Source organism: Haloferula helveola (assembly GCF_037076345.1).
Classification (GTDB): domain Bacteria; phylum Verrucomicrobiota; class Verrucomicrobiia; order Verrucomicrobiales; family Akkermansiaceae; genus Haloferula; species Haloferula helveola.
Genome location: NZ_AP024702.1, coordinates 5,362,104 through 5,379,343, shown reverse-complemented (window position 1 = coordinate 5,379,343; position 17,240 = coordinate 5,362,104). Strand labels below are relative to the sequence as shown.

General features: G+C 62.4%; 13 protein-coding genes. 3 read left to right on the top strand and 10 right to left on the bottom strand.

Annotation, left to right across the window (positions count from 1 at the left end; all coding sequences use genetic code 11):
* Window positions 1–11: 11 nt before the first annotated feature.
* Window positions 12–2,372: a serine/threonine-protein kinase gene (locus HAHE_RS20510; protein ID WP_338687138.1), complete on the top strand. Its 2,361-nt coding sequence runs from the start codon at window positions 12–14 to the stop codon at window positions 2,370–2,372.
* A gap of 118 nt (window positions 2,373–2,490) precedes the next feature.
* Window positions 2,491–4,350 (top strand): DNA topoisomerase IV subunit B, encoded by a 1,860-nt coding sequence (locus tag HAHE_RS20505; RefSeq protein ID WP_338687136.1) that lies wholly within the window; start codon window positions 2,491–2,493, stop codon window positions 4,348–4,350.
* Window positions 4,351–4,440: 90 nt separating this feature from the next.
* On the opposite strand, the gene HAHE_RS20500 is transcribed toward HAHE_RS20505, so the two are convergent.
* The 5 genes from HAHE_RS20500 to HAHE_RS20480 form a co-directional block, all read right to left on the bottom strand.
* Window positions 4,441–6,855 (bottom strand): DUF7453 family protein, encoded by a 2,415-nt coding sequence (locus HAHE_RS20500; protein ID WP_338687135.1) that lies wholly within the window; start codon window positions 6,853–6,855, stop codon window positions 4,441–4,443.
* A gap of 11 nt (window positions 6,856–6,866) precedes the next feature.
* Window positions 6,867–8,126 (bottom strand): hypothetical protein, encoded by a 1,260-nt coding sequence (locus HAHE_RS20495; RefSeq protein ID WP_338687134.1) that lies wholly within the window; start codon window positions 8,124–8,126, stop codon window positions 6,867–6,869.
* A 48-nt stretch (window positions 8,127–8,174) separates the two neighbouring features.
* Window positions 8,175–9,137 (bottom strand): hypothetical protein, encoded by a 963-nt coding sequence (locus tag HAHE_RS20490; RefSeq protein ID WP_338687132.1) that lies wholly within the window; start codon window positions 9,135–9,137, stop codon window positions 8,175–8,177.
* Window positions 9,138–9,157: 20 nt separating this feature from the next.
* Window positions 9,158–11,437: a hypothetical protein gene (locus HAHE_RS20485; protein WP_338687130.1), complete on the bottom strand. Its 2,280-nt coding sequence runs from the start codon at window positions 11,435–11,437 to the stop codon at window positions 9,158–9,160.
* A gap of 194 nt (window positions 11,438–11,631) precedes the next feature.
* Window positions 11,632–12,444, bottom strand: coding sequence for a class I SAM-dependent methyltransferase (locus HAHE_RS20480; protein WP_338687128.1), 813 nt, complete (start codon window positions 12,442–12,444; stop codon window positions 11,632–11,634).
* 105 nt (window positions 12,445–12,549) lie between these two features.
* Between HAHE_RS20480 and HAHE_RS20475 the strand changes: the two genes are divergently transcribed.
* On the top strand, window positions 12,550–13,260 hold the full coding sequence (locus HAHE_RS20475; protein ID WP_338687127.1) for a YebC/PmpR family DNA-binding transcriptional regulator: 711 nt from the start codon (window positions 12,550–12,552) through the stop codon (window positions 13,258–13,260).
* A gap of 4 nt (window positions 13,261–13,264) precedes the next feature.
* On the opposite strand, the gene lipB is transcribed toward HAHE_RS20475, so the two are convergent.
* From lipB to HAHE_RS20450, 5 genes are all read right to left on the bottom strand, one after another.
* On the bottom strand, window positions 13,265–13,882 hold the full coding sequence (gene lipB / locus HAHE_RS20470; RefSeq protein WP_338687126.1) for a lipoyl(octanoyl) transferase LipB: 618 nt from the start codon (window positions 13,880–13,882) through the stop codon (window positions 13,265–13,267).
* Window positions 13,883–13,929: 47 nt separating this feature from the next.
* Window positions 13,930–14,433 carry a crossover junction endodeoxyribonuclease RuvC gene (gene ruvC, locus HAHE_RS20465; protein WP_338687124.1) on the bottom strand — a complete coding sequence of 168 codons (504 nt, stop codon included), beginning with the start codon at window positions 14,431–14,433 and terminating at the stop codon, window positions 13,930–13,932.
* A 108-nt stretch (window positions 14,434–14,541) separates the two neighbouring features.
* Window positions 14,542–15,738: a DEAD/DEAH box helicase gene (locus tag HAHE_RS20460; RefSeq protein ID WP_338687123.1), complete on the bottom strand. Its 1,197-nt coding sequence runs from the start codon at window positions 15,736–15,738 to the stop codon at window positions 14,542–14,544.
* 65 nt (window positions 15,739–15,803) lie between these two features.
* On the bottom strand, window positions 15,804–16,478 hold the full coding sequence (locus tag HAHE_RS20455) for a hypothetical protein (protein ID WP_338687121.1): 675 nt from the start codon (window positions 16,476–16,478) through the stop codon (window positions 15,804–15,806).
* Window positions 16,479–16,672: 194 nt separating this feature from the next.
* Window positions 16,673–17,236, bottom strand: coding sequence for a hypothetical protein (locus HAHE_RS20450; protein WP_338687119.1), 564 nt, complete (start codon window positions 17,234–17,236; stop codon window positions 16,673–16,675).
* Window positions 17,237–17,240 lie beyond the last annotated feature (4 nt).

Sequence of the window (17,240 nt, the reverse complement as noted above, 5' to 3'; positions counted from 1 at the left end):
TAGATTCGGCCATGTCGAAGGGAGAAGCGGAGATCGCGTACTGCCACGCCTGTGGTGGGGCGATGGACGTTTCGGCGGTTGAACCTTTCTCGAACGTCGAGTGCCCGAACTGTGGCAAACACACCCGGGTCAAACGGGAGTTCGGTCCCTATACCTTGCTGCGGCGGCACGCGATCGGCGGCATGAGCCTGGTCTTCACCGCTCAGGACAACACCCTCGACCGCGAGGTGGTCGTCAAGATCCTCAACAAGGAGTATTCGGAGGACGAGAAGAGGATCACCGCATTTGAGGAAGAGGCGCGGATCACGGCATCGATCAGCCACCCGAATGTCGTGCGGGTGTTCACCACGGGCCGGGCCTTCGGAAGGTTCTTCATCGCGATGGAATTCGTTCCGGGCGGTCACTTCGAGCACCAGGTGCGCGAACGGGGAACCATCCCGGAAGGTGAGGCGCTGCCGTTCGCGATCGAGGTGATCGAAGGGCTCAAGGCTGCGCACCAGTCGGGGCTGATCCACCGCGACGTCAAGCCGGGCAACATCCTCATCGATGGCTCCGGAAGTGCCAAGATCGTCGACTTCGGCCTGGCTCTGGTGACCAAGGGCGGCAAGGCGACCGCGAGCGAGATTTGGGCGACTCCTTACTACGTTCCGCCCGAAACCATCGAAGGCCAGAGCGAAGACTTCCGCTCCGACATGTACGCTTTCGGCGCGACCTTTTACCACGCCTTGGCCGGCAAGCCGCCCTGCAACGAGGAGTCGATGGATACCAAGCGGCTGCGGCAGGCGAAGCTTGAGGTGAAGCCCTTGGCGAAGGTCGCAAGCTGGCTCGATCCGGCGACCTGTGAGGTGATCGACCGGTGCATGGCCTATGATCCGAAAGGGAGGTTCAGGACCTACGAGGACCTGATCGCCGCCATGCGCGACGCGCAACAGATGGTCCGGCAGCGTCCACCCGCTCCTCAGAAAACGGCGGTGCCGGTTCCGTCGCTCCAAAGCAAGAAGCGGAGCGGTGGTGCCAAGGCGGGCATCGCGCTCGCCTGGCTTGCGGTGCTGGTCGCGGTAGGAGTTGCTGCCAAAGTCATCTTCGGCAGCGGTTCGAAGCCGCCCGGCGGAGCTGGCGGAGGGGCGGACGATACCGTCAATCCCGGTCCGATTGCCGTCGGAGGAAGCAATGCGGGCGCCGGCGTGGCGAGAACCTATCGCGAAGCCGGGGAAGCGTTGTCCGCACACGATTTCGCCACGGCAGCGAAGAAGTTCGCGGAAGTTCGCGACAATCCCGGCGTGCTTGAGCCGACCGGTTCGTGGGCCGCTTGTGAAGTGGTGGTCATGAACTATCTGGACGGCCGAAGCGGCGATGCCGACCGCGAGATCGTTCGCGCCATTGCCCACATTGAAAAAGCGCGAGGCCTGAACCGGCAGCTTCGCGACCGCTTGCTCGAGGCTCTTGGTGACTTGCGACGCTTCCCGCCGATCGCTCCCGATGAATCGAAGGGCCGTGGCGGAGCGGACGAGTTGGTCGCCATTTTGGGAGGTCTCAAGAACTGGGAGCAGGGCACGCTTGGGGCCGCGGAGCCGCTTTTACGGAAAGTGGCGGAATCTTCGACCGGGGGCGGGAATGCGTGGCTCAAACCTTACGCGGATCTGGCGAAGGACTACCTGTCGGATCTCGGGACGCTCCGACGGAATGAACCGAAGCGCTTCAATCTGGGTGCGTCCGGGTGCAGAGAGCGGATCGAGGAATTGAAGAACGTCGAGGGTTCGCTGAAGACCAAGGGACGTGCCCGTTTCAATGTTGGGGTTTGGATCAAGGAGTTCGAGAAAGCGGTGCATCTCCCGCCACCGCCACCGCCGCCGGGGTCGCTTCCCAAGGAGCTGAAGGATCTGCTGGCCGGTTGTCGGTTTGTGGAAGCGGTCGACGTCCTGCGTGCTTGGGAACCGCACGAACCGAAGCTAGTCGAGCAACGGTCGGCCCTGATGCTCCTGTGCCAATCCGCGGCAACCTTCGTTTCCGAACTTGGTGAGCTGGCCGGCCCGGAGGTGGGGAAAGTGAGCATTCGGAGTCGGACGGGCAGGAAGTTCGAGCGCGTTGTGGGTGGCGGAGATGAGGGGCTGCGCGTTGCCGATTCCGCCGGCTCCGAGGCGGATCTCAGGTGGGGTGAGCTTGACCCCAACAGCCTGATCGACCTGCACCGTGGTTTGGTGAAGGACTCGGTGAACGACTTGGACAAGTTCCGTCGGCATGAGCAGGCGGTGGCCTTCGATTTCCTGGCTGGGGATCCGGAACGTGCCAAAGCGGCGGGCGACCGTCTGGCAGGATATTCCGAGGCATTCCGCCGCCGGTGGCAGAAGGTCGCGCCAGCCGTGAGGCCCTGATTTTGTGGTCTTTCCCGGATTTCCCGATTGGAAAGCGGGGCCAGTGCCGGTTGGGTTTGCCGGTTGCATGCTTGCCACAGCGCGGCGAGGTATTTAGCTTTTCTTAAGGAAATTCCCCATGGCAGCGAACTACACTGAAGCCGACATCAAGTCCCTCGATTGGCGTGAACACATCCGGCTCCGGCCCGGGATGTATATCGGCAAACTCGGTGATGGATCGTCGCCGGATGACGGCATCTATGTCCTGCTGAAGGAGGTGCTCGATAACGCCATCGACGAGCACATCATGGGCTACGGCAAGGAGGTCCGGATCGATATCGATGACGAAGGTCGCGTCGAGGTCCGCGACTTCGGCCGGGGTATTCCGCTGGGCAAGCTTTACGACTGTGCGGCGCAGATCAATACCGGCGCGAAGTACGACAGCGAGGCCTTCAAGAAGTCGGTCGGCCTGAATGGTGTCGGCATCAAGGCGGTCAATGCGCTGTCCGACTTTTTCGAGATCCAGGCGTGGCGCGAGGGGCAGACGAAAGCCATCGAGTTCTCCCGCGGCGAGGTGACAGAGGAGATGAAGACCCCTCGGAAGGAGGCGGCCGATTCGGGCACGCGACTCGCGTTCGAGGTCGACCGGAGCATCTTCCCGGAGCGCGCCAAGTTCCGCGATCCGATCGTCGAGCGGATGTGCCGCTACTACAGCTACCTGAATCCGGGGCTGACGCTGGTATTCAACGGCAAGAAGTTCAAATCGAAGAACGGTCTTCTCGATTTGCTCTCGGAGGAGATGGAAGGCGAGTCGCTCTACGGGCCGATCCACCTGGTCGGAAAGGACATCGAGATCGCGTTCACGCACACGGTTGAGGGTGGCGAGGAGTACTACAGCTTCGTCAATGGCCAGAACACGACCCAGGGCGGCACGCACCTCGCGGCTTTCCGCGAGGCTTTGGTGAATGTCATCCGCGGTTTCTACAAGAAGCAGTATGACCCGAGCGACATCCGTGCGGGCATCGAGGCGGCGATCTGCGTGAGGATCGAGGAGCCGGTTTTCGAGTCTCAGACCAAGACCAAGCTCGGTTCGGCCACGGTCTCGCCGGAGGGCGAGACCCTGCGCACCTTCATCGGCAACTTCCTGAAGGAGCATCTCGACAACTACCTTCACAAGCATCCGCCCGCGGCCGAGGCGCTGCAGAAGCGGATCCTCGCGGCCGAGAAGGAGCGCAAGGACCTGAAGGGGGTGAAGAAACTCGCTCGGGAGCGGGCGAAGCAGGCGAAGGTGCACAACAAGAAGCTCCGTGACTGCCGCGCCCATCTCGGGACCAAGCACAAGCTCGCGAGTGCCAGTACGCTTTTCATCACGGAGGGCGACTCGGCATCGGGATCGATCACCAAGAGTCGCGACGTCGAGACCCAGGCGGTGTTCTCCCTGCGCGGCAAGCCGCTCAACACCTTTGGTCTCGGCAAGAAGGTGGTTTATCAGAACGAGGAGTTCGCGTTGCTTCAAGCGGCCCTCGGAATCGAGGACAGCATCGAAGGCCTGCGCTACAACAAGGTGGTGGTCGCGACCGATGCCGACGTCGACGGCATGCACATCCGCTTGCTGCTGCTGACCTTCTTCCTGCAGTTCTTCCCCGAGATCATCCGTGAAGGGCACCTGCACATCCTCCAGACTCCGTTGTTCCGGGTGCGGAACAAGAAGCAGACGGTCTACTGTTACGATGAGGCGGAGAAGGAAGAGGCCTTGTCGAAACTCGGGAAGACCGCCGAGATCACCCGATTCAAGGGGCTTGGAGAAATCTCACCGGACGAGTTCAAATTCATGATCGGGCCCGACATGCGATTGGATCCGGTGGAGTTCGAGGAAGGCAAGGGAGTGAAGGAACTGCTGGCCTTCTACATGGGCAAGAACACGCCGGACCGGCAGGAGTTCATCATCAACAACCTGCGCGAGGATGTGGACCGCCAGGTGGATGAGGAAGCGGCCTGAGGCGTGGATCTATCGACGGGCCGCGCATTCGCGGAATCAATGGTGCGCGGCAGCGCCGCGCGGTCGGCTCCGCCACGGAAGAAATCATCCCTACTCAGGGTTCACATCGACGCGGTAGAAAGCGGCCGGATCGGGAGCGCTTTTGTCCGGGAGTTCGTAGTCGAGGAAGGTCGATCCGACGACCGTGTCGTAAAGGGGAGCCCAGTTTCCAGGCTGCAGATTTGTGGACCTTTCGAGGGTGTAGCGGGTGCCGGGGATGACTTTCGACAACTCGAGGATCGCGGTGCTCGGGCTCCGGTCGACAATCCGGAATGTCAGGAACGATGACGGGTCGTTGGGGTCGTAGCCGGTCAGGAACTCGAAGAGGTTGTCGTAGGGGTCCGCATCGGGGTTCTCGCCGGGAGCGGCGTCGCTGTTCGGCGGCAGACCGAAGTTGCTCACCTGCCAATCGTCGTCGATGCCGTCCGCGGCATAGTCCTGATAGTTGTCGGGGTCCGAATCGATGACGGTAACAAGTCCGTCGCCCGAGATGCCCGCGTAAGTCGCGCGTAGAGTTCCCGTTTCGTTCTGGTACACGATGTCGGCGGTGGCGAGACCGCCAGCGGTGATGCCGGTGAAGGGCCCCGCCATGACTTCCCAAGCCGGCGTGGTGTTCGCGAGCGGAAGCAAGGTCGAGTCATCCATGACAACCGTGGCGGAGGCCTGGGTGGTGGCTTCCTCATCGACGGGATCCGGGCTGGCAGAGACGAGAACGGATACAGGTTCGTAGAGTTGTCCTGCGAAACCCGGCTTGGCGAGGTAGTCGGCGGAGGCTCCTTCCGCATCGGCCATGTGGCCGGTGGTCGCGGCCGAGGTGTAGTTGCTGGAGGTGATGATGCCACCTGCCGACGAGTGGGTATCGGCATGGACCAAGGTGTAGGTTGCCGGGATGACGAGCTTCGCGCGGAGCAGAACCTCGTTGCCGTCAAGCTCGGTCGCGATGACGGCCTCGTTCCGGTTGTTGAGGTTGCGGCCATGGCCCGAATCGTCGCCCATCGTGCCATTCAACGAAAGATCGCCGACCGTCTGGAACGTTCCCGGGGAGGTCTCCAGAGGGCTTCCTTCCTGGGCGATGAGTTGCAAGCCGTCCGCAACGGTCCAGAAGTAGAGCGCCTTGTCGTTGGCACCGGTGATGCCGGTTCCGGTGAGATCGGCGAGGACCAGAACGATGCCGTTGGCGTTGATGGCGAACCGGACACCGATGCCCGGGTTCAGATTGTTGATCAGGACTCCCGGTGCGAGGCCCTCGGCTTGGTCGCCTTCGCGAATCACCGGATGCAGGGTGCCGTCGAGCTCCGCGTAGATGGCGGTATTGTCGTCGCTGGTGACCGCCCCGGTCAGGCTGGAGATGAATGCGGAGTCCCCGTTGGAGGCGAGAGCGATGATCCGCTCGTCGGGATTGAGTGACTGATAGATGGAAAGGTCCACACCGGGCGGCAGACCGGGCGCCGGATCGCCGCGGCGGGCAACGATGCGGTAGTTGCCGGGTGTGCCGGTCCAGAGCGCGATGAAGTTGCCGGTGCCTGCGGTCACGTTTCCCGAAATCCCCGTGCCGGACAGGGAAGAGATGAACAGGAGCTCGCCGGCGTTATTGACCCTGACAGGGGAGTTGTTCGAGAACCCGAGGAACTGCGCATCGCCCGGAAGTCCGGGTGCCGATGCCGGGCTGCCGGATTGCAGGGCGAGCGTGAAGGCCCCGGGTGTGCCGAGAATGATCCCCGAGCCGTTGTCAGGTCCGCTGGCGCCCGGCCCGGTGAGGCTGGCGCAGTAGGCGGTGGTGCCCGCGCTGCTGGTGCGCGTCTCGTTGAGGACGCCATTGACAGAGTCGAAGAAGATGTCGCTCTCGCCATTCACGAGATCCCCTTCGCGCGCCAGCAGCTGCACGGAACCGGAGGGGCCGCCGCAGAGAACGTCGTTGTTGGCGCTGGTCACCATGGCTCCCTCGATCGAGCTGTGGAAAAATGAGCTGCCGTTGAGGGCGAACGCGGTGGTCTCCAGATTGCCGAAATTCATCTGGAAGGTCGTGCCGGGGGCTCCGGGAACCGCTTCGCCGTGGCTGGCGATATGCTGAAGGACTCCGCCGATGTGGGTGAAGATGCCAATGCCCGTACCATCGGTCGCGCCAATGAAGGCCGAGTCACCGTTGTCATTGATGATCGGATAGATGGCGCTGTAGTTCGCGAGGTTGTTGAATGCAGGATTCCCCGGGGCCGGGGACGCCTGGTTGCCCTCGGCAATCACCTGCAGAGCGGTGGGGTCACCCGCCCAGACGATCGGCCCGGCGCCGTTGGTGCGGCCCCCGAGGATCACTTCCCCGGAGTTGTTGGTGGAGCCCTTGTAGATGCGGGTTACGGTCGCGGCCGTGCCCGGGCCCGGATCACCCTCCGACAGGATCACGTCGAGTTCGATCGGCGCGGCAAGCGCGGACTGGGCAAGGACGAGCCCGATGTAAAACAGTCGGTTCATGGAATTCCGGGTCATTTGTCTTCGAGGAAAATCAGGTAGTTTGCGAACTCGGTCACGTCGCCGATCCGGAGTTGGGCCGTCTGTGGCTTCACGTCCCGCAATCGGATCCATGTGGCGCCGCCACTTCCGTTGGTGTCGAGGATCGTGCCGATGACTCCGGGATTCCCCTCGGTGGTGTTGAATCCGACGGGAAATGCGAGGTCAGGAATTTGGGGCGGCGAATGGAGCGAGATGTCCTCACTTCCCGCGAGCCACTTGTAACGCCCATGCTCGTATTCCCCGGGGTCCATGGCGATCCAATGGCATTCGTAGGTCGGTGACTGGGCGTACACCGTGAAGGTGGTCGCGGTCGTCGGTGCGTTCAGGCGGATCCACTCGGGATTGTTATATGGCGACGGCCGTGCGGCCATTACGAAGACGATCGGGGGCGCGGCGAAACTTTGGGGGAAGTTGATCACCTGCGGGTTCGAGGTGACGCTCTCGACGCCGGCCATGACGGATTTCCCCGAAATCGTGTGGACGCCCGGCTCGATGGCGAACCAGTGAACCCGATCGCACGCGGCATTCGTCCGAAATGCCACCTCGTTGGAGCGGGTTCCGTTCACCTGCTGGGCGATGAAGGTTCCGCCATTGTCGTCAATGGTCTCGTCGATTCCGGCAATGCAAACCGGGGTGGTGTCGAAGTTCTTCGGGAAGTGGATGAAGCCGCCCCAGTTGCTGGCGGAAATCGAGCCGGCGGTCGTGTTGCCCGCAAGCACCAGAGGATTGGTCGCGTATGGCGGCGGCAGTTCGAAGCTGAGCTTGCTCTCCGTGATCGAACTGTCGGGCACTGTCGCGGCTGCGTGTGCGAAGACAACGGCGGCGATCTGTTGGTCCGGCGCGAGTTGCTGGGAACCGTTGATGCCATTGTCGAACCAGGTCCGGAGATAGAGGGTCTCACCCGCCGGAGGAATCAGGTCGGACGGCAACACGGACTGCGGCGCTTCCCCCAACCGGAGGCTGTAAAGGCCTTGGGCAACGGCGAGGGAAACGGAAGTGGCCGGCTCGTTGAGGTCGGAAGGGGATGATTCGTCGTTCTTCCACACCGCGGTTTCGTTGCCTGATCCATGGTCGGCATCGGAGTCCGTGAAGAGTAGGAATTTGAAGTCACCCGTCCCGGTGAAGTTGACATTGTTCACGGTGATTCGCCCTTGGTGATGCAAGGTCGTGGGGACGTCGGCAAGGGCGACCGGGAAGGCTAAGACGATGACGGAAGCGATGAGGGGTTTCATGGGCTTCGGGGGCGGGGGCATGTAGGAGATCGGCGTGCGGAAGAACGGTCAGGGGGTCACGGTGTCGAGCGTGTAGGTGATTTCAGCGCCGTAGAGAGTTCCGCTCGCCGAAAGCACGTTCACTTCGAGCGAATAGAAGGTGTCGGCTTGAACCGTGTGCGGTGTGGACAAGGGGAAGTCGTAAGTCGCGTTTGCGGAGGGAACCGTCATGCTCAACGATTCGACAACCGTTGGGGTCCCGGCAGGAGTGTGGGTGCATGCCCATGGTTTCGCCTGGAGGGTTCCTGCGGTGGAATCGCAATGCACCTTGATGCTCTGGATGGTAGCGCCTTCGGGAAGGTTCAAGGCTGCCACGGTGTTCAGCCCGCTCGCTTCGGAGAGGGTTCCGCCTGGAGCACGGGTAGGCTCGCTGATTCCCGTGGGGGTGAAGGCGGCTGCGGGAATGCGCATCTTGAAGGTTCTCGCCGTGGTGTAGCGATAGTCGCCTGCGACGGACACGTCCCCGCTGCCGTCGGGCGCAAGATAGCCCGCGTCGTTGTTGAGCGACGAGATGTCGAGTCCAGTGATGTCTGCGTGACGCGCGAAGGCAACCGACGAAATCTGCTGGTCGGGTGTCAGTTGCTGGATGCCGTTGACACCATTGTCGAACCAGACACGGAGATACAGGTTCTCTCCGGGTGGTGGGATCAGGCTGCCGGGCAATCCGGCCTGCGGGCTTTCGCCGAGTCGCACGCTATAGAGCCCCTTAGCAACAACAAGCGAAAGGGCGGTGACGGGTTCCTTCAGGTCGGTAGGAGAGGGATCGTCATTCTTCCAGATTGCGACCTCGTTGCCGGAGGCGTGGTTGGTGTCGGGATCGGTGAAGAGTGCGAAGCGGAAGTTGCCGGTGCCGTCGAAGTTCACGTTGCTGACGGTGATGCGCCCCTGGTGGTGGAGGACGGAAGGAACGTCAGCCACGGCTGCGGTGGCGAGGCAGAGTGCGAGGCAAAGGGGATCGATCCTAGCTTTCATAAGAGCGACAAGGGTTAAGCTTACGGCTGGATGGAGTCGATGGTATAGTCCACCGTGGCGCCGAGGAAGCGGGTGCCGTTGGAGCTGCCGTTGGAGTCGATCTGGACAAGCAGGGTGTACTGCCGGGTATCGACAACGGTGGCATCGGCAATCGTGGTGATGGTCTGGACGTTCGAGTCGATCGCGAACGGATCACTGACCGTTCCCATCGTGGTCGTGCCGACCGAGCCTTGGTTCCTTCGTCGGAGCCAGCCGTCGAAGTTCGACCACGCGGCGCCGCCCTCCTCGTCGTCGAGATAGAAGCGCACCTCCGTGATGACGGCGCCCTTCGGGAGATTCACCTGAGCCGCGAACTGATGGGTGCCCGAGGCAGCGGGGGAGATGTAGTCGTCGACCGGTTCGTAGTTGGTCACCGCCAATGCATCGATTCGGAAGGCTGCCGGGCTCACGGTCAGACTGCAGCTCTTGGCGGTCTTGTACTTGAAGTCGCCGGATACCAACACGTCGTCGTTCACACAGAGCTCGCCGTTGAGTTCGGTGTCACCATTCTTGAGCATGACGAGCGCGTCGGCCTTGGCTGCGCTGCCCGTGCCATTGCCGATCACGAACAAGCGGTCGGCCGCATTCCATGCCGAAGTCGAAGCGGGTGCGTAGTCGGTATCATAGCGCCCGATGACCGTTTCGGCGAACGACTCCGCGGCCGTGTTTTCTCCGAAAGCGGTCGAACTGTCGCCGGCTGCGTTCGAGAGCCTGCCCCAAGCGGTCGACTGCAGGCCCGAAGAGACGCTGCTGATCCCCCAAGCGGTCGAGCGGACCCCGGAAGCGGTCGTCTGGCTGCCCCATGCGGTTGAGCTCGTGGTGGTGGCGTTTGACTCGAATCCCCAAGCCACCGAGTTCAGTCCAAGCGCCTCGGTGCTGTGCCCGAAGGCCACGGCGCGCTGTCCCGGACTGGCTGTGGTGGTCAGTCCGTTGCTGATCGAGTCGCTGACGTAGAGCGTTCCAGCGGTAATGGGCGAGGTGCTCAGATTCAGTGAGCCGTTGAGTGTCAGGTCCCCGTTCAGCGTGGTGTCTCCGGATTTCAGCACGACCAATGCGTCCGAGCGTGCGGCGTCACTGTCGCCATTTCCGATCACGAAGAGACGGTCGGTGGTGATCCAGGCAGTGGGGTCCCCGGCGTAGTCCGTATCGAACCTTCCGAGCACCGTTTCGGCCTCGGACTCCGCGACTGTGCGATCTCCCCATGCGGTTGAATGAGTTCCCAGTGCTTCGGCCTGAAATCCCCAAGCGGTTGCCCCGCTTCTCGTTGCAAGCGTTCCTGTACCCCATGCCGTTGCGACGACACCACTGGCTTCGCTGAGGTTTCCCCAAGCGGTGGCGCCTGTGTTGCTTGCCGTGCATGCGCCACCGAAGGCTGTCGCGTACAGGCTCTCGGCGCTCGAGAGTCCTCCCCATGCGAAGCAGTAGTTGCCGTCCACCGCGGTGCCGTCACCGAAAGCGACCGAATTGGTTCCGATGACCGTGCTTGTTCCGACGCTGATTGATCCGTTGATCGAGATGCTTCCGTTTCCCGACAAGTAGTTCGCATCGTTGGCGAGGAGAGAGACATTCTCGCCCTCCAGCATGACACCCGAAGGGAGGGAGCCAGGGAGTGTGGCGGAGGTGATGTAGCCTGCATCGTTGGCCAGCAGGGAGACGCTTTCTCCCTGTAGCATGATGTTCGGTGGCAAGGTGGCGGCTGTGAGGAAGCCCGTGTCGTTGGTGAGCTCCGAGACATTCAAACCTGCGATGGAGCTGATGAAGCCGGTGTCATTGGTGAAGTCGGACAGGTTTTCTCCGGAGGTACCCGAGTGAAGGGCGAAGGCGACCGACGCGATCTGTTGGTCGGGCGAAAGTTGCTGGGAGCCGTTGACGCCATTGTCGAACCAAGTGCGGAGAAACAGGCTCTCCCCAGGTGGCGGGACGAGGTCGGTTGGCAACGCGACCTGTGGTGCCTCGCCGAGGCGGATGCTGTAGAGGCCTTGGGAGACGGTCAGCGAGACCGCTGTGACCGGCTCGTTGAGATCGGAAGGAGTGGCGTCATCGATTTTCCAGATTGCCGTTTCGTTTCCGGAAGAGTGATCCGAATCGGAATCGGTGAAGAGGAGGAACCTGAAGCTTCCGTTGCCGTCGAAATTGACGTTGTTGACGGTGACCCGCCCTTGGTGATGGAGGACGGCGGGGAGTTCGGCGTGGGTAGTCAGAACAAAACCGGAAGTGGCGAAGACGAGATAGCAGGGGGCAAATGCCTTAAGAGAACGCATGATGGGAGGGGATGTTCAAAACGAGCATCCCTACAATGTCAGTCCGTTTGACGTAAAGGACATTGGGGTGACAGCTTGGTATGCTTGGGGTGAACAAAATCCCAACAGGCCATGCAATCTGCACCGGCCCACACGCGGAAGCCGACATGGTGGGCGAGGAATGTCGCTGTGGTTCAGGCGCGTGGCGCTCGTCCCTAACCAGGTTTGCGGAAGATCAGGAAGTGCTGCCACGGGAGGTGGCCGTGGTTCACCACGAATTCGAGTCCGACGGCTGCCATCTCCTTGCGAACCTGTTCCTCGCTCATCTTGTGGAGGCGCTTGATCGGAACGTCGGGATCCTCCGCGCGGTACTCGAGCAGGATGACACGCCCGCCCGGGCGAAGTGCGCGGACAATCGATTGGAGCATCTCCACCGGATGGGAGAACTCGTGGTAGGCATCGACCATCAGGGCCGCGTCGATCGAGTTCGTTTCGAGCTTGGTGTCCTCGATCGTGCCCAGCTGGGTGCGGACGTTGTTCACGCCGTTGGCTTTCGCACGCTTCTCGAGATGGGCGATCATCTCCGGCTGGATGTCGACGGCAATGACGCTGCCCTTCGGAACCAAGGGAGCGATACGGAAAGTATAGTAGCCGGAACCCGCGCCGATGTCGGCGAGGACGGCATTCTCGGCCAGATCAAGCCCCCGGATGGCTTTCGACGGTGCTTCCTCCTCTTCCCGGTTGTCACGTTCCAGCCAAGAGATGCCCCGGTGCCCCATCACCTGGGCGATCTCGCGTCCCATGTAGTATTTTCCGGTACCGCCGGAAGTCGTCTCACCCGTCTCGTAGGCCGGGGGATCGGGTAGGGGTGCGGGAGCCGGCTCGGTGACGGAAACCGATGGCTCCACTTGGGCACCGGGTGAGTCGGCCGCATCGGGTGTCTCCCCCGGTGCGCTCCACGGCTGCCACGCAAGGAGCGCGACGATCGCGATAAGCAGCAGAATGGGGAGTATGAGCGCGCGTTTCATGGCAGAAGAACGGGGTCGGGAGTCAAAACTTTCGGTGTAAGGGGGCCGGGTGGGACTTGAACCCGGGCGGGTAGGGGTTTCAATACCGGCAGTCAGACAAAATCCATGGGAAGAGCCTTCGAATGCCGCCGTCGTGCCAAGGAAGCCCGCTGGGACAAGATGTCCAAGGTGTTTCCGAAGCTTGCCAAGTCGATCACCCTCGCCGCGAAAAACGGGGGAGGTGATCCGGATATGAATCCCTCGCTCCGCTTGGCCATCTCCAACGCCAAGGCGGAGAATTTGCCGAAGGACAAGATCGAGGCGGCGATCAAGCGGGCGACCGGGAACGACGCCGCGAACTTCGTCGAAGTGAACTACGAGGGCAAGGGCCCCCATGGCTCGCTGTTTTACATCGAGTGCGCGACGGACAACTCGAACCGGACGGTCGGCAACCTGAAGACGGTGTTCAGCAAGAACAACGGGCAGATGGTCAACAGCGGGCAACTCGACTTCATGTTCAACCGCAAGGCGGTCGTCGAATTCGAGGTCACCGACGAGCTCAATATGGAGGAGGTGGAACTCGAACTGATCGACTGCGGACTTGAGGAATTGGATGTCGAGGACGGGCTCGCGCGGGCGATCGGCGATTACTCGGACTTCGCGAACCTCAGCGATGGGGTTGAGAAACTGGGGATTACCCCGAAAAAAGCGGGGCTTGAGCGGATCCCGACCCAGCCGGTGGAGCTGACCGAAGAGCAGATGAACGACGTTGAGGCCTTGCTTGAGAAGATCGAGGACGACGACGACGTGCAGTCGGTCTTCACCAACGTCGGCTGATCGGTTACCCGAAGAGCGCCTCGAAGTGCGGTGTGACGGCCGCACCGAACTCGTCGACCGTCACGGGGCGGCCGGCTTCGTTCTCGACGCAGCTCATCACGACGCCATCGATGCCGCAGGGTGTGATGGCGAAGAAGGGCAGCAGACATTCGCGGGTGACGTTGATCGCGAAGCCGTGCATCGATATCCACTTGCTGACGCCGACGCCGATTGATGCCAGTTTGCGGTTCTCGACCCAGACGCCGGTCAGTCCCTCGCGGCGTCCCGCATCGATGCCGAAGTCGCGACAGGCGAGGATGAGAACCTCTTCGAGTTTGCGCAGGTGCTCGTGGAGATCCTTGCCGCGCTCACGAAGGTCGAGGATCGGGTAGCCGACGAGCTGTCCGGGGCCGTGGTAGGTAGCTTGGCCGCCGCGATTGATTTCAAAAACCGGAGCCGGCAGACCGGTCTTGTCCTTGAGCGAGGATTGGTCGCGCCGTCGGCCGATCGTGTAGACCGGTTGGTGCTCGAGGAGGAAGACGGTTTCCTCGGTGGTTCCTTCAAGGATGCCGGAGACGGTTTCGTGTTGGAGGGAGAGGCCGTCTTCGTAGGCGAGGGGTTTGTCGAGGTGGCGAATCTTCATGGGAGAGCCCCCTGAAGGGGGAACTACGAACCACCGGAGGCCGGCTGCTAGAGGGGCTTGCGGTCAAGGAGTTTGGCCCGGAAAGGGTCGGATGCCTGGAGGTGGGCGAGGGCGATTGCGAGAGCGTCGGCAGCGTCGTGGGGCGGCGTTTCCGAGAGCCCGAGGAGGGCCCGGATCATGAAGGCGACTTGCGCCTTGTCAGCCTTGCCGTTGCCGACGACCGCCTGCTTCACCTTGCTCGGCGAATATTCGTAGATAGGCAAACCGGCATCCGCGGCGGCGATCAGGGTGGCGGCGCGGGCGGCACCCATGCTGATCGCGGTCTTGTGCGACTGGACGTAGATGATGCCCTCGACGGCGATTTCATCGGGCTCGTGGTCCTTGATGACGTTCGCGATATGGGTGCGGACGGCCGCAAGCGCTGACGATTGGGGAAGCTTCGAGGGGATCGAGATGACCTCGTAGCGGATGACCCGCGCCTCGCGATGGTCGCCCTCCACCACGGCATAGCCCGTGTTGCGGATGGCGGGGTCGATGGAGAGGACGCGCACGTCGGAAACTTGAAACCTTAAACTCGAAACTTCAACGCTTCCGGACGCTACCAACCTCCTGACTCCCGACGATGATGATTGGGAGTTGAGGCTTAGGGTTTCAGGTTCCTACCTCCGGCGCTTGCGCCCACCACCGCCTTTTCGCTTCTTGCGGAGCGGAGCGGGGTTCTCGTCGAGAAGCGCGGTGTAGATGTAATCGAAGTTCTCCAGCTTGCGGCGCGGGATGTCCTGCTCGATGAAGACTTCGACCGACTTGGCGAAGTCGAGTTCGTCTGCCGTGAGGATGGTGAAGGCGTCGCCTTCGGATTCGGCCCGGCCGGTCCGCCCGATCCGGTGGACATAGTCTTCGGCATTTTCGGGAACGCGGTAGTTGATGACGTGCGACACGCCGGAAATATCGATGCCGCGCGCGGCGACGTCGGTGGCGACGAGAACTTCATATTTCCCTTCCTTGAATCCGGCGAGTGCCTTCATCCGGTCGGACTGGTTGATGTCCGAGTGCATGGCCACGACCTTGTCGTGGCTCTTGTCCTTGATCATCGCGCACACCTGGTCGGCTTCCTTCCGGGTGCGGGTGAAAATCATCACCGAGTGGTAGTCGGTCTGGTCGAGGAGCGCGAGCAGCAGGTCGTCGCGCTGGTCCATCGAGACCGGGTAAAACGCGTGGCTTACGGTCTTGGCGACCGAGCGGCGCGCGATTTCGACTTCGACGGGATTGTCGAGGCACCACATCGCGAAGGTTTGGATCGCGGGCGGCATGGTCGCCGAGAAGAACAGGGTCTGACGCCCTTCCCACGGGCAGAGGTTCACGATCTTCCGCACCTGCGGCAGGAAGCCCATGTCGAGCATGCGGTCGACCTCGTCGAGGATCAGCACCTTGAGTTCACCGAAGCGCATCGAGCCGCGGTAGAAGAGATCGACGAGTCGGCCGGGAGTAGCGACGACGATGTCCGCGTCCTGCAGTTGATCGGTCTGGTTGCCGTAACCGACGCCGCCGTAGAGCAGCGCGACCTTGCAGCCGGTGTGCTTGCCGTATTTCTCGAACTGTTCGGCGACCTGGTGGGCGAGTTCCCGGGTGGGCTCGAGGACCAGCACCTGCGGTTTGCCGATCTTGTGAATCTTGCTCAGGGACGGCAGCGCGAAAGCCGCGGTTTTCCCGGTTCCGGTTTGCGAGGCACCGATGACATCCCGGCCCTCGAGGATGAGGGGGATGGCCTGCGCCTGGATCGGCGTCGGTGTTTCGTAGCCGGACTCCTGGACGGCCTGTAGGACGCCTTCCGAGAGGCCGAGTGTATCAAATCCCATGCGCGCGAGGCGTAGTCGGCCGAGGTGGCAGGGTCAAGGGTGGTCTGAGAAAGGATTGAGCCCTCTCAGTTGGGTATCGGGGACACCGGGGAGTGGATCAGCAGGCACTCTTCCAACAGCGGCTGGATCTCCTGAAGGAGGGGGTCGCCATGAAGGAGCGGCTCGTGGAAGGTCTTTTCGATCCTCCGGTGGGCGTAGTCGAGGTCCGGTTCGGCCAGCGGATCCGGACGGCCGCGGACCAAGGCGACGAGAATCGTCAGCTCCCCGTGCCGCACGCTCGCATGCAGGCTCTTGTCAAAGCGGAACTGCGTCCGGTCGGGCTGATCGGTGAGCTCGGTGGCCAGTTGGCTTACCGTCGGCCGGACCTTGCGCGGGTCGGAATGGCGGCTCGGTTTGACGCTGGCGAAGGAGATGAGTTCGAGCGTCGACTTGTCGAGCAGGTGGACTTCCTCGATGCGGAAACGGCGGATCTTACGATCCAGCGTTTCCTCGTAGCTGCGGCTCGAGACCAGCGCATCGAAGCGCCACAGCGCCCGGCGAAGAATGTCCGGGGGGTCGAAGGGGCTGCCAGTGTACTGCGCGAAAGTCCGGCGGAAGGCCGAGCGCAGGGCCGACTCGAACTCCTCAAGACTGCCAAAGGGCCCGGGGCTCGTGGCGCCGGTGCCGACCAAGGGGCGGAGGGCTTCGGCGAGGTCGCGGTCGCTGTAGCTGTCGCCGGCCGGACCCGGCAGTGGGTTCATCTGCGGTCGCTGCGCTTTCGGGGCAGGACCTCGTTGCTCCGGTTCCGCTCCGAGGGGCGCCGAGTAGTGCGGGGTGCTTGGGGCCGGTGCGGGGCTGGATGCGGAGTCCATCGGGGGTAGTCCGTGCACGCTTGAAGGAAGCGGGTTCGCTCCGGTTGGCATGCCGAAAGGCAAGGGGGGAATGGCGGAGGTGCTCATGGGTTCGGTTTCGGGGGGAGGGTGTCGGCAATAGCTTGGGCGGATGCCGCGAGTTGTTCGAAGGCGGCGTGGAGCCTTGCGGCGTCGGATTGGGCGGAAAGCTCACCGCGCATCCAGTGGCGCATCCGGTCGAGCTCTTCGCGAAGTTGCTGGATCAGGTGGTTCTCCCGTTTTTGCAGAGTCTCGTAGAGCTCTCCCTGCCAGCGGCTGAACCAAGGGCGGAGCTCGGTTTCGAGTGTCTGGCGAGCCTCATCGGCCATCTGGCGGCGTCCTCGGACCACCGCTTCGATGCGCTGGGCCAGCATTCTCGCCTCCTCCTGCTGACGGAGGCGTTCGGCGTCGAAGTCATCGCGCAGGCGCACTGCCGACTCGCGGGATTCCCGGCGCAGGGCTTCGAGTTCCTCGGTCCAGGCGTCGGATCCTCCGACCGGCATGGGCTCGAGCCGGGCCTCGAGTTGGTCGAGGCGCCTTTCGACGGCCTCCATCTGGCGACCGACAAGGATCTCGCGAATCCTTTCGACCTGGCGGGCGGGATTGGGTGTGGGGGATGTCGGTGGCATGGGT

Excerpts from the sequence above, each read along its gene's own strand:
- HAHE_RS20510 (WP_338687138.1), top strand. The coding sequence starts at position 12 with ATGTCGAAGGGAGAAGCGGAGATCGCGTACTGCCACGCCTGTGGTGGG.
- HAHE_RS20505 (WP_338687136.1), top strand. The coding sequence starts at position 2,491 with ATGGCAGCGAACTACACTGAAGCCGACATCAAGTCCCTCGATTGGCGT.
- HAHE_RS20500 (WP_338687135.1), bottom strand. The coding sequence starts at position 6,855 with ATGAACCGACTGTTTTACATCGGGCTCGTCCTTGCCCAGTCCGCGCTT.
- HAHE_RS20495 (WP_338687134.1), bottom strand. The coding sequence starts at position 8,126 with ATGAAACCCCTCATCGCTTCCGTCATCGTCTTAGCCTTCCCGGTCGCC.
- HAHE_RS20490 (WP_338687132.1), bottom strand. The coding sequence starts at position 9,137 with ATGAAAGCTAGGATCGATCCCCTTTGCCTCGCACTCTGCCTCGCCACC.
- HAHE_RS20485 (WP_338687130.1), bottom strand. The coding sequence starts at position 11,437 with ATGCGTTCTCTTAAGGCATTTGCCCCCTGCTATCTCGTCTTCGCCACT.
- HAHE_RS20480 (WP_338687128.1), bottom strand. The coding sequence starts at position 12,444 with ATGAAACGCGCGCTCATACTCCCCATTCTGCTGCTTATCGCGATCGTC.
- HAHE_RS20475 (WP_338687127.1), top strand. The coding sequence starts at position 12,550 with ATGGGAAGAGCCTTCGAATGCCGCCGTCGTGCCAAGGAAGCCCGCTGG.
- lipB (WP_338687126.1), bottom strand. The coding sequence starts at position 13,882 with ATGAAGATTCGCCACCTCGACAAACCCCTCGCCTACGAAGACGGCCTC.
- HAHE_RS20460 (WP_338687123.1), bottom strand. The coding sequence starts at position 15,738 with ATGGGATTTGATACACTCGGCCTCTCGGAAGGCGTCCTACAGGCCGTC.
- HAHE_RS20455 (WP_338687121.1), bottom strand. The coding sequence starts at position 16,478 with ATGAACCCACTGCCGGGTCCGGCCGGCGACAGCTACAGCGACCGCGAC.
- HAHE_RS20450 (WP_338687119.1), bottom strand. The coding sequence starts at position 17,236 with ATGCCACCGACATCCCCCACACCCAATCCCGCCCGCCAGGTCGAAAGG.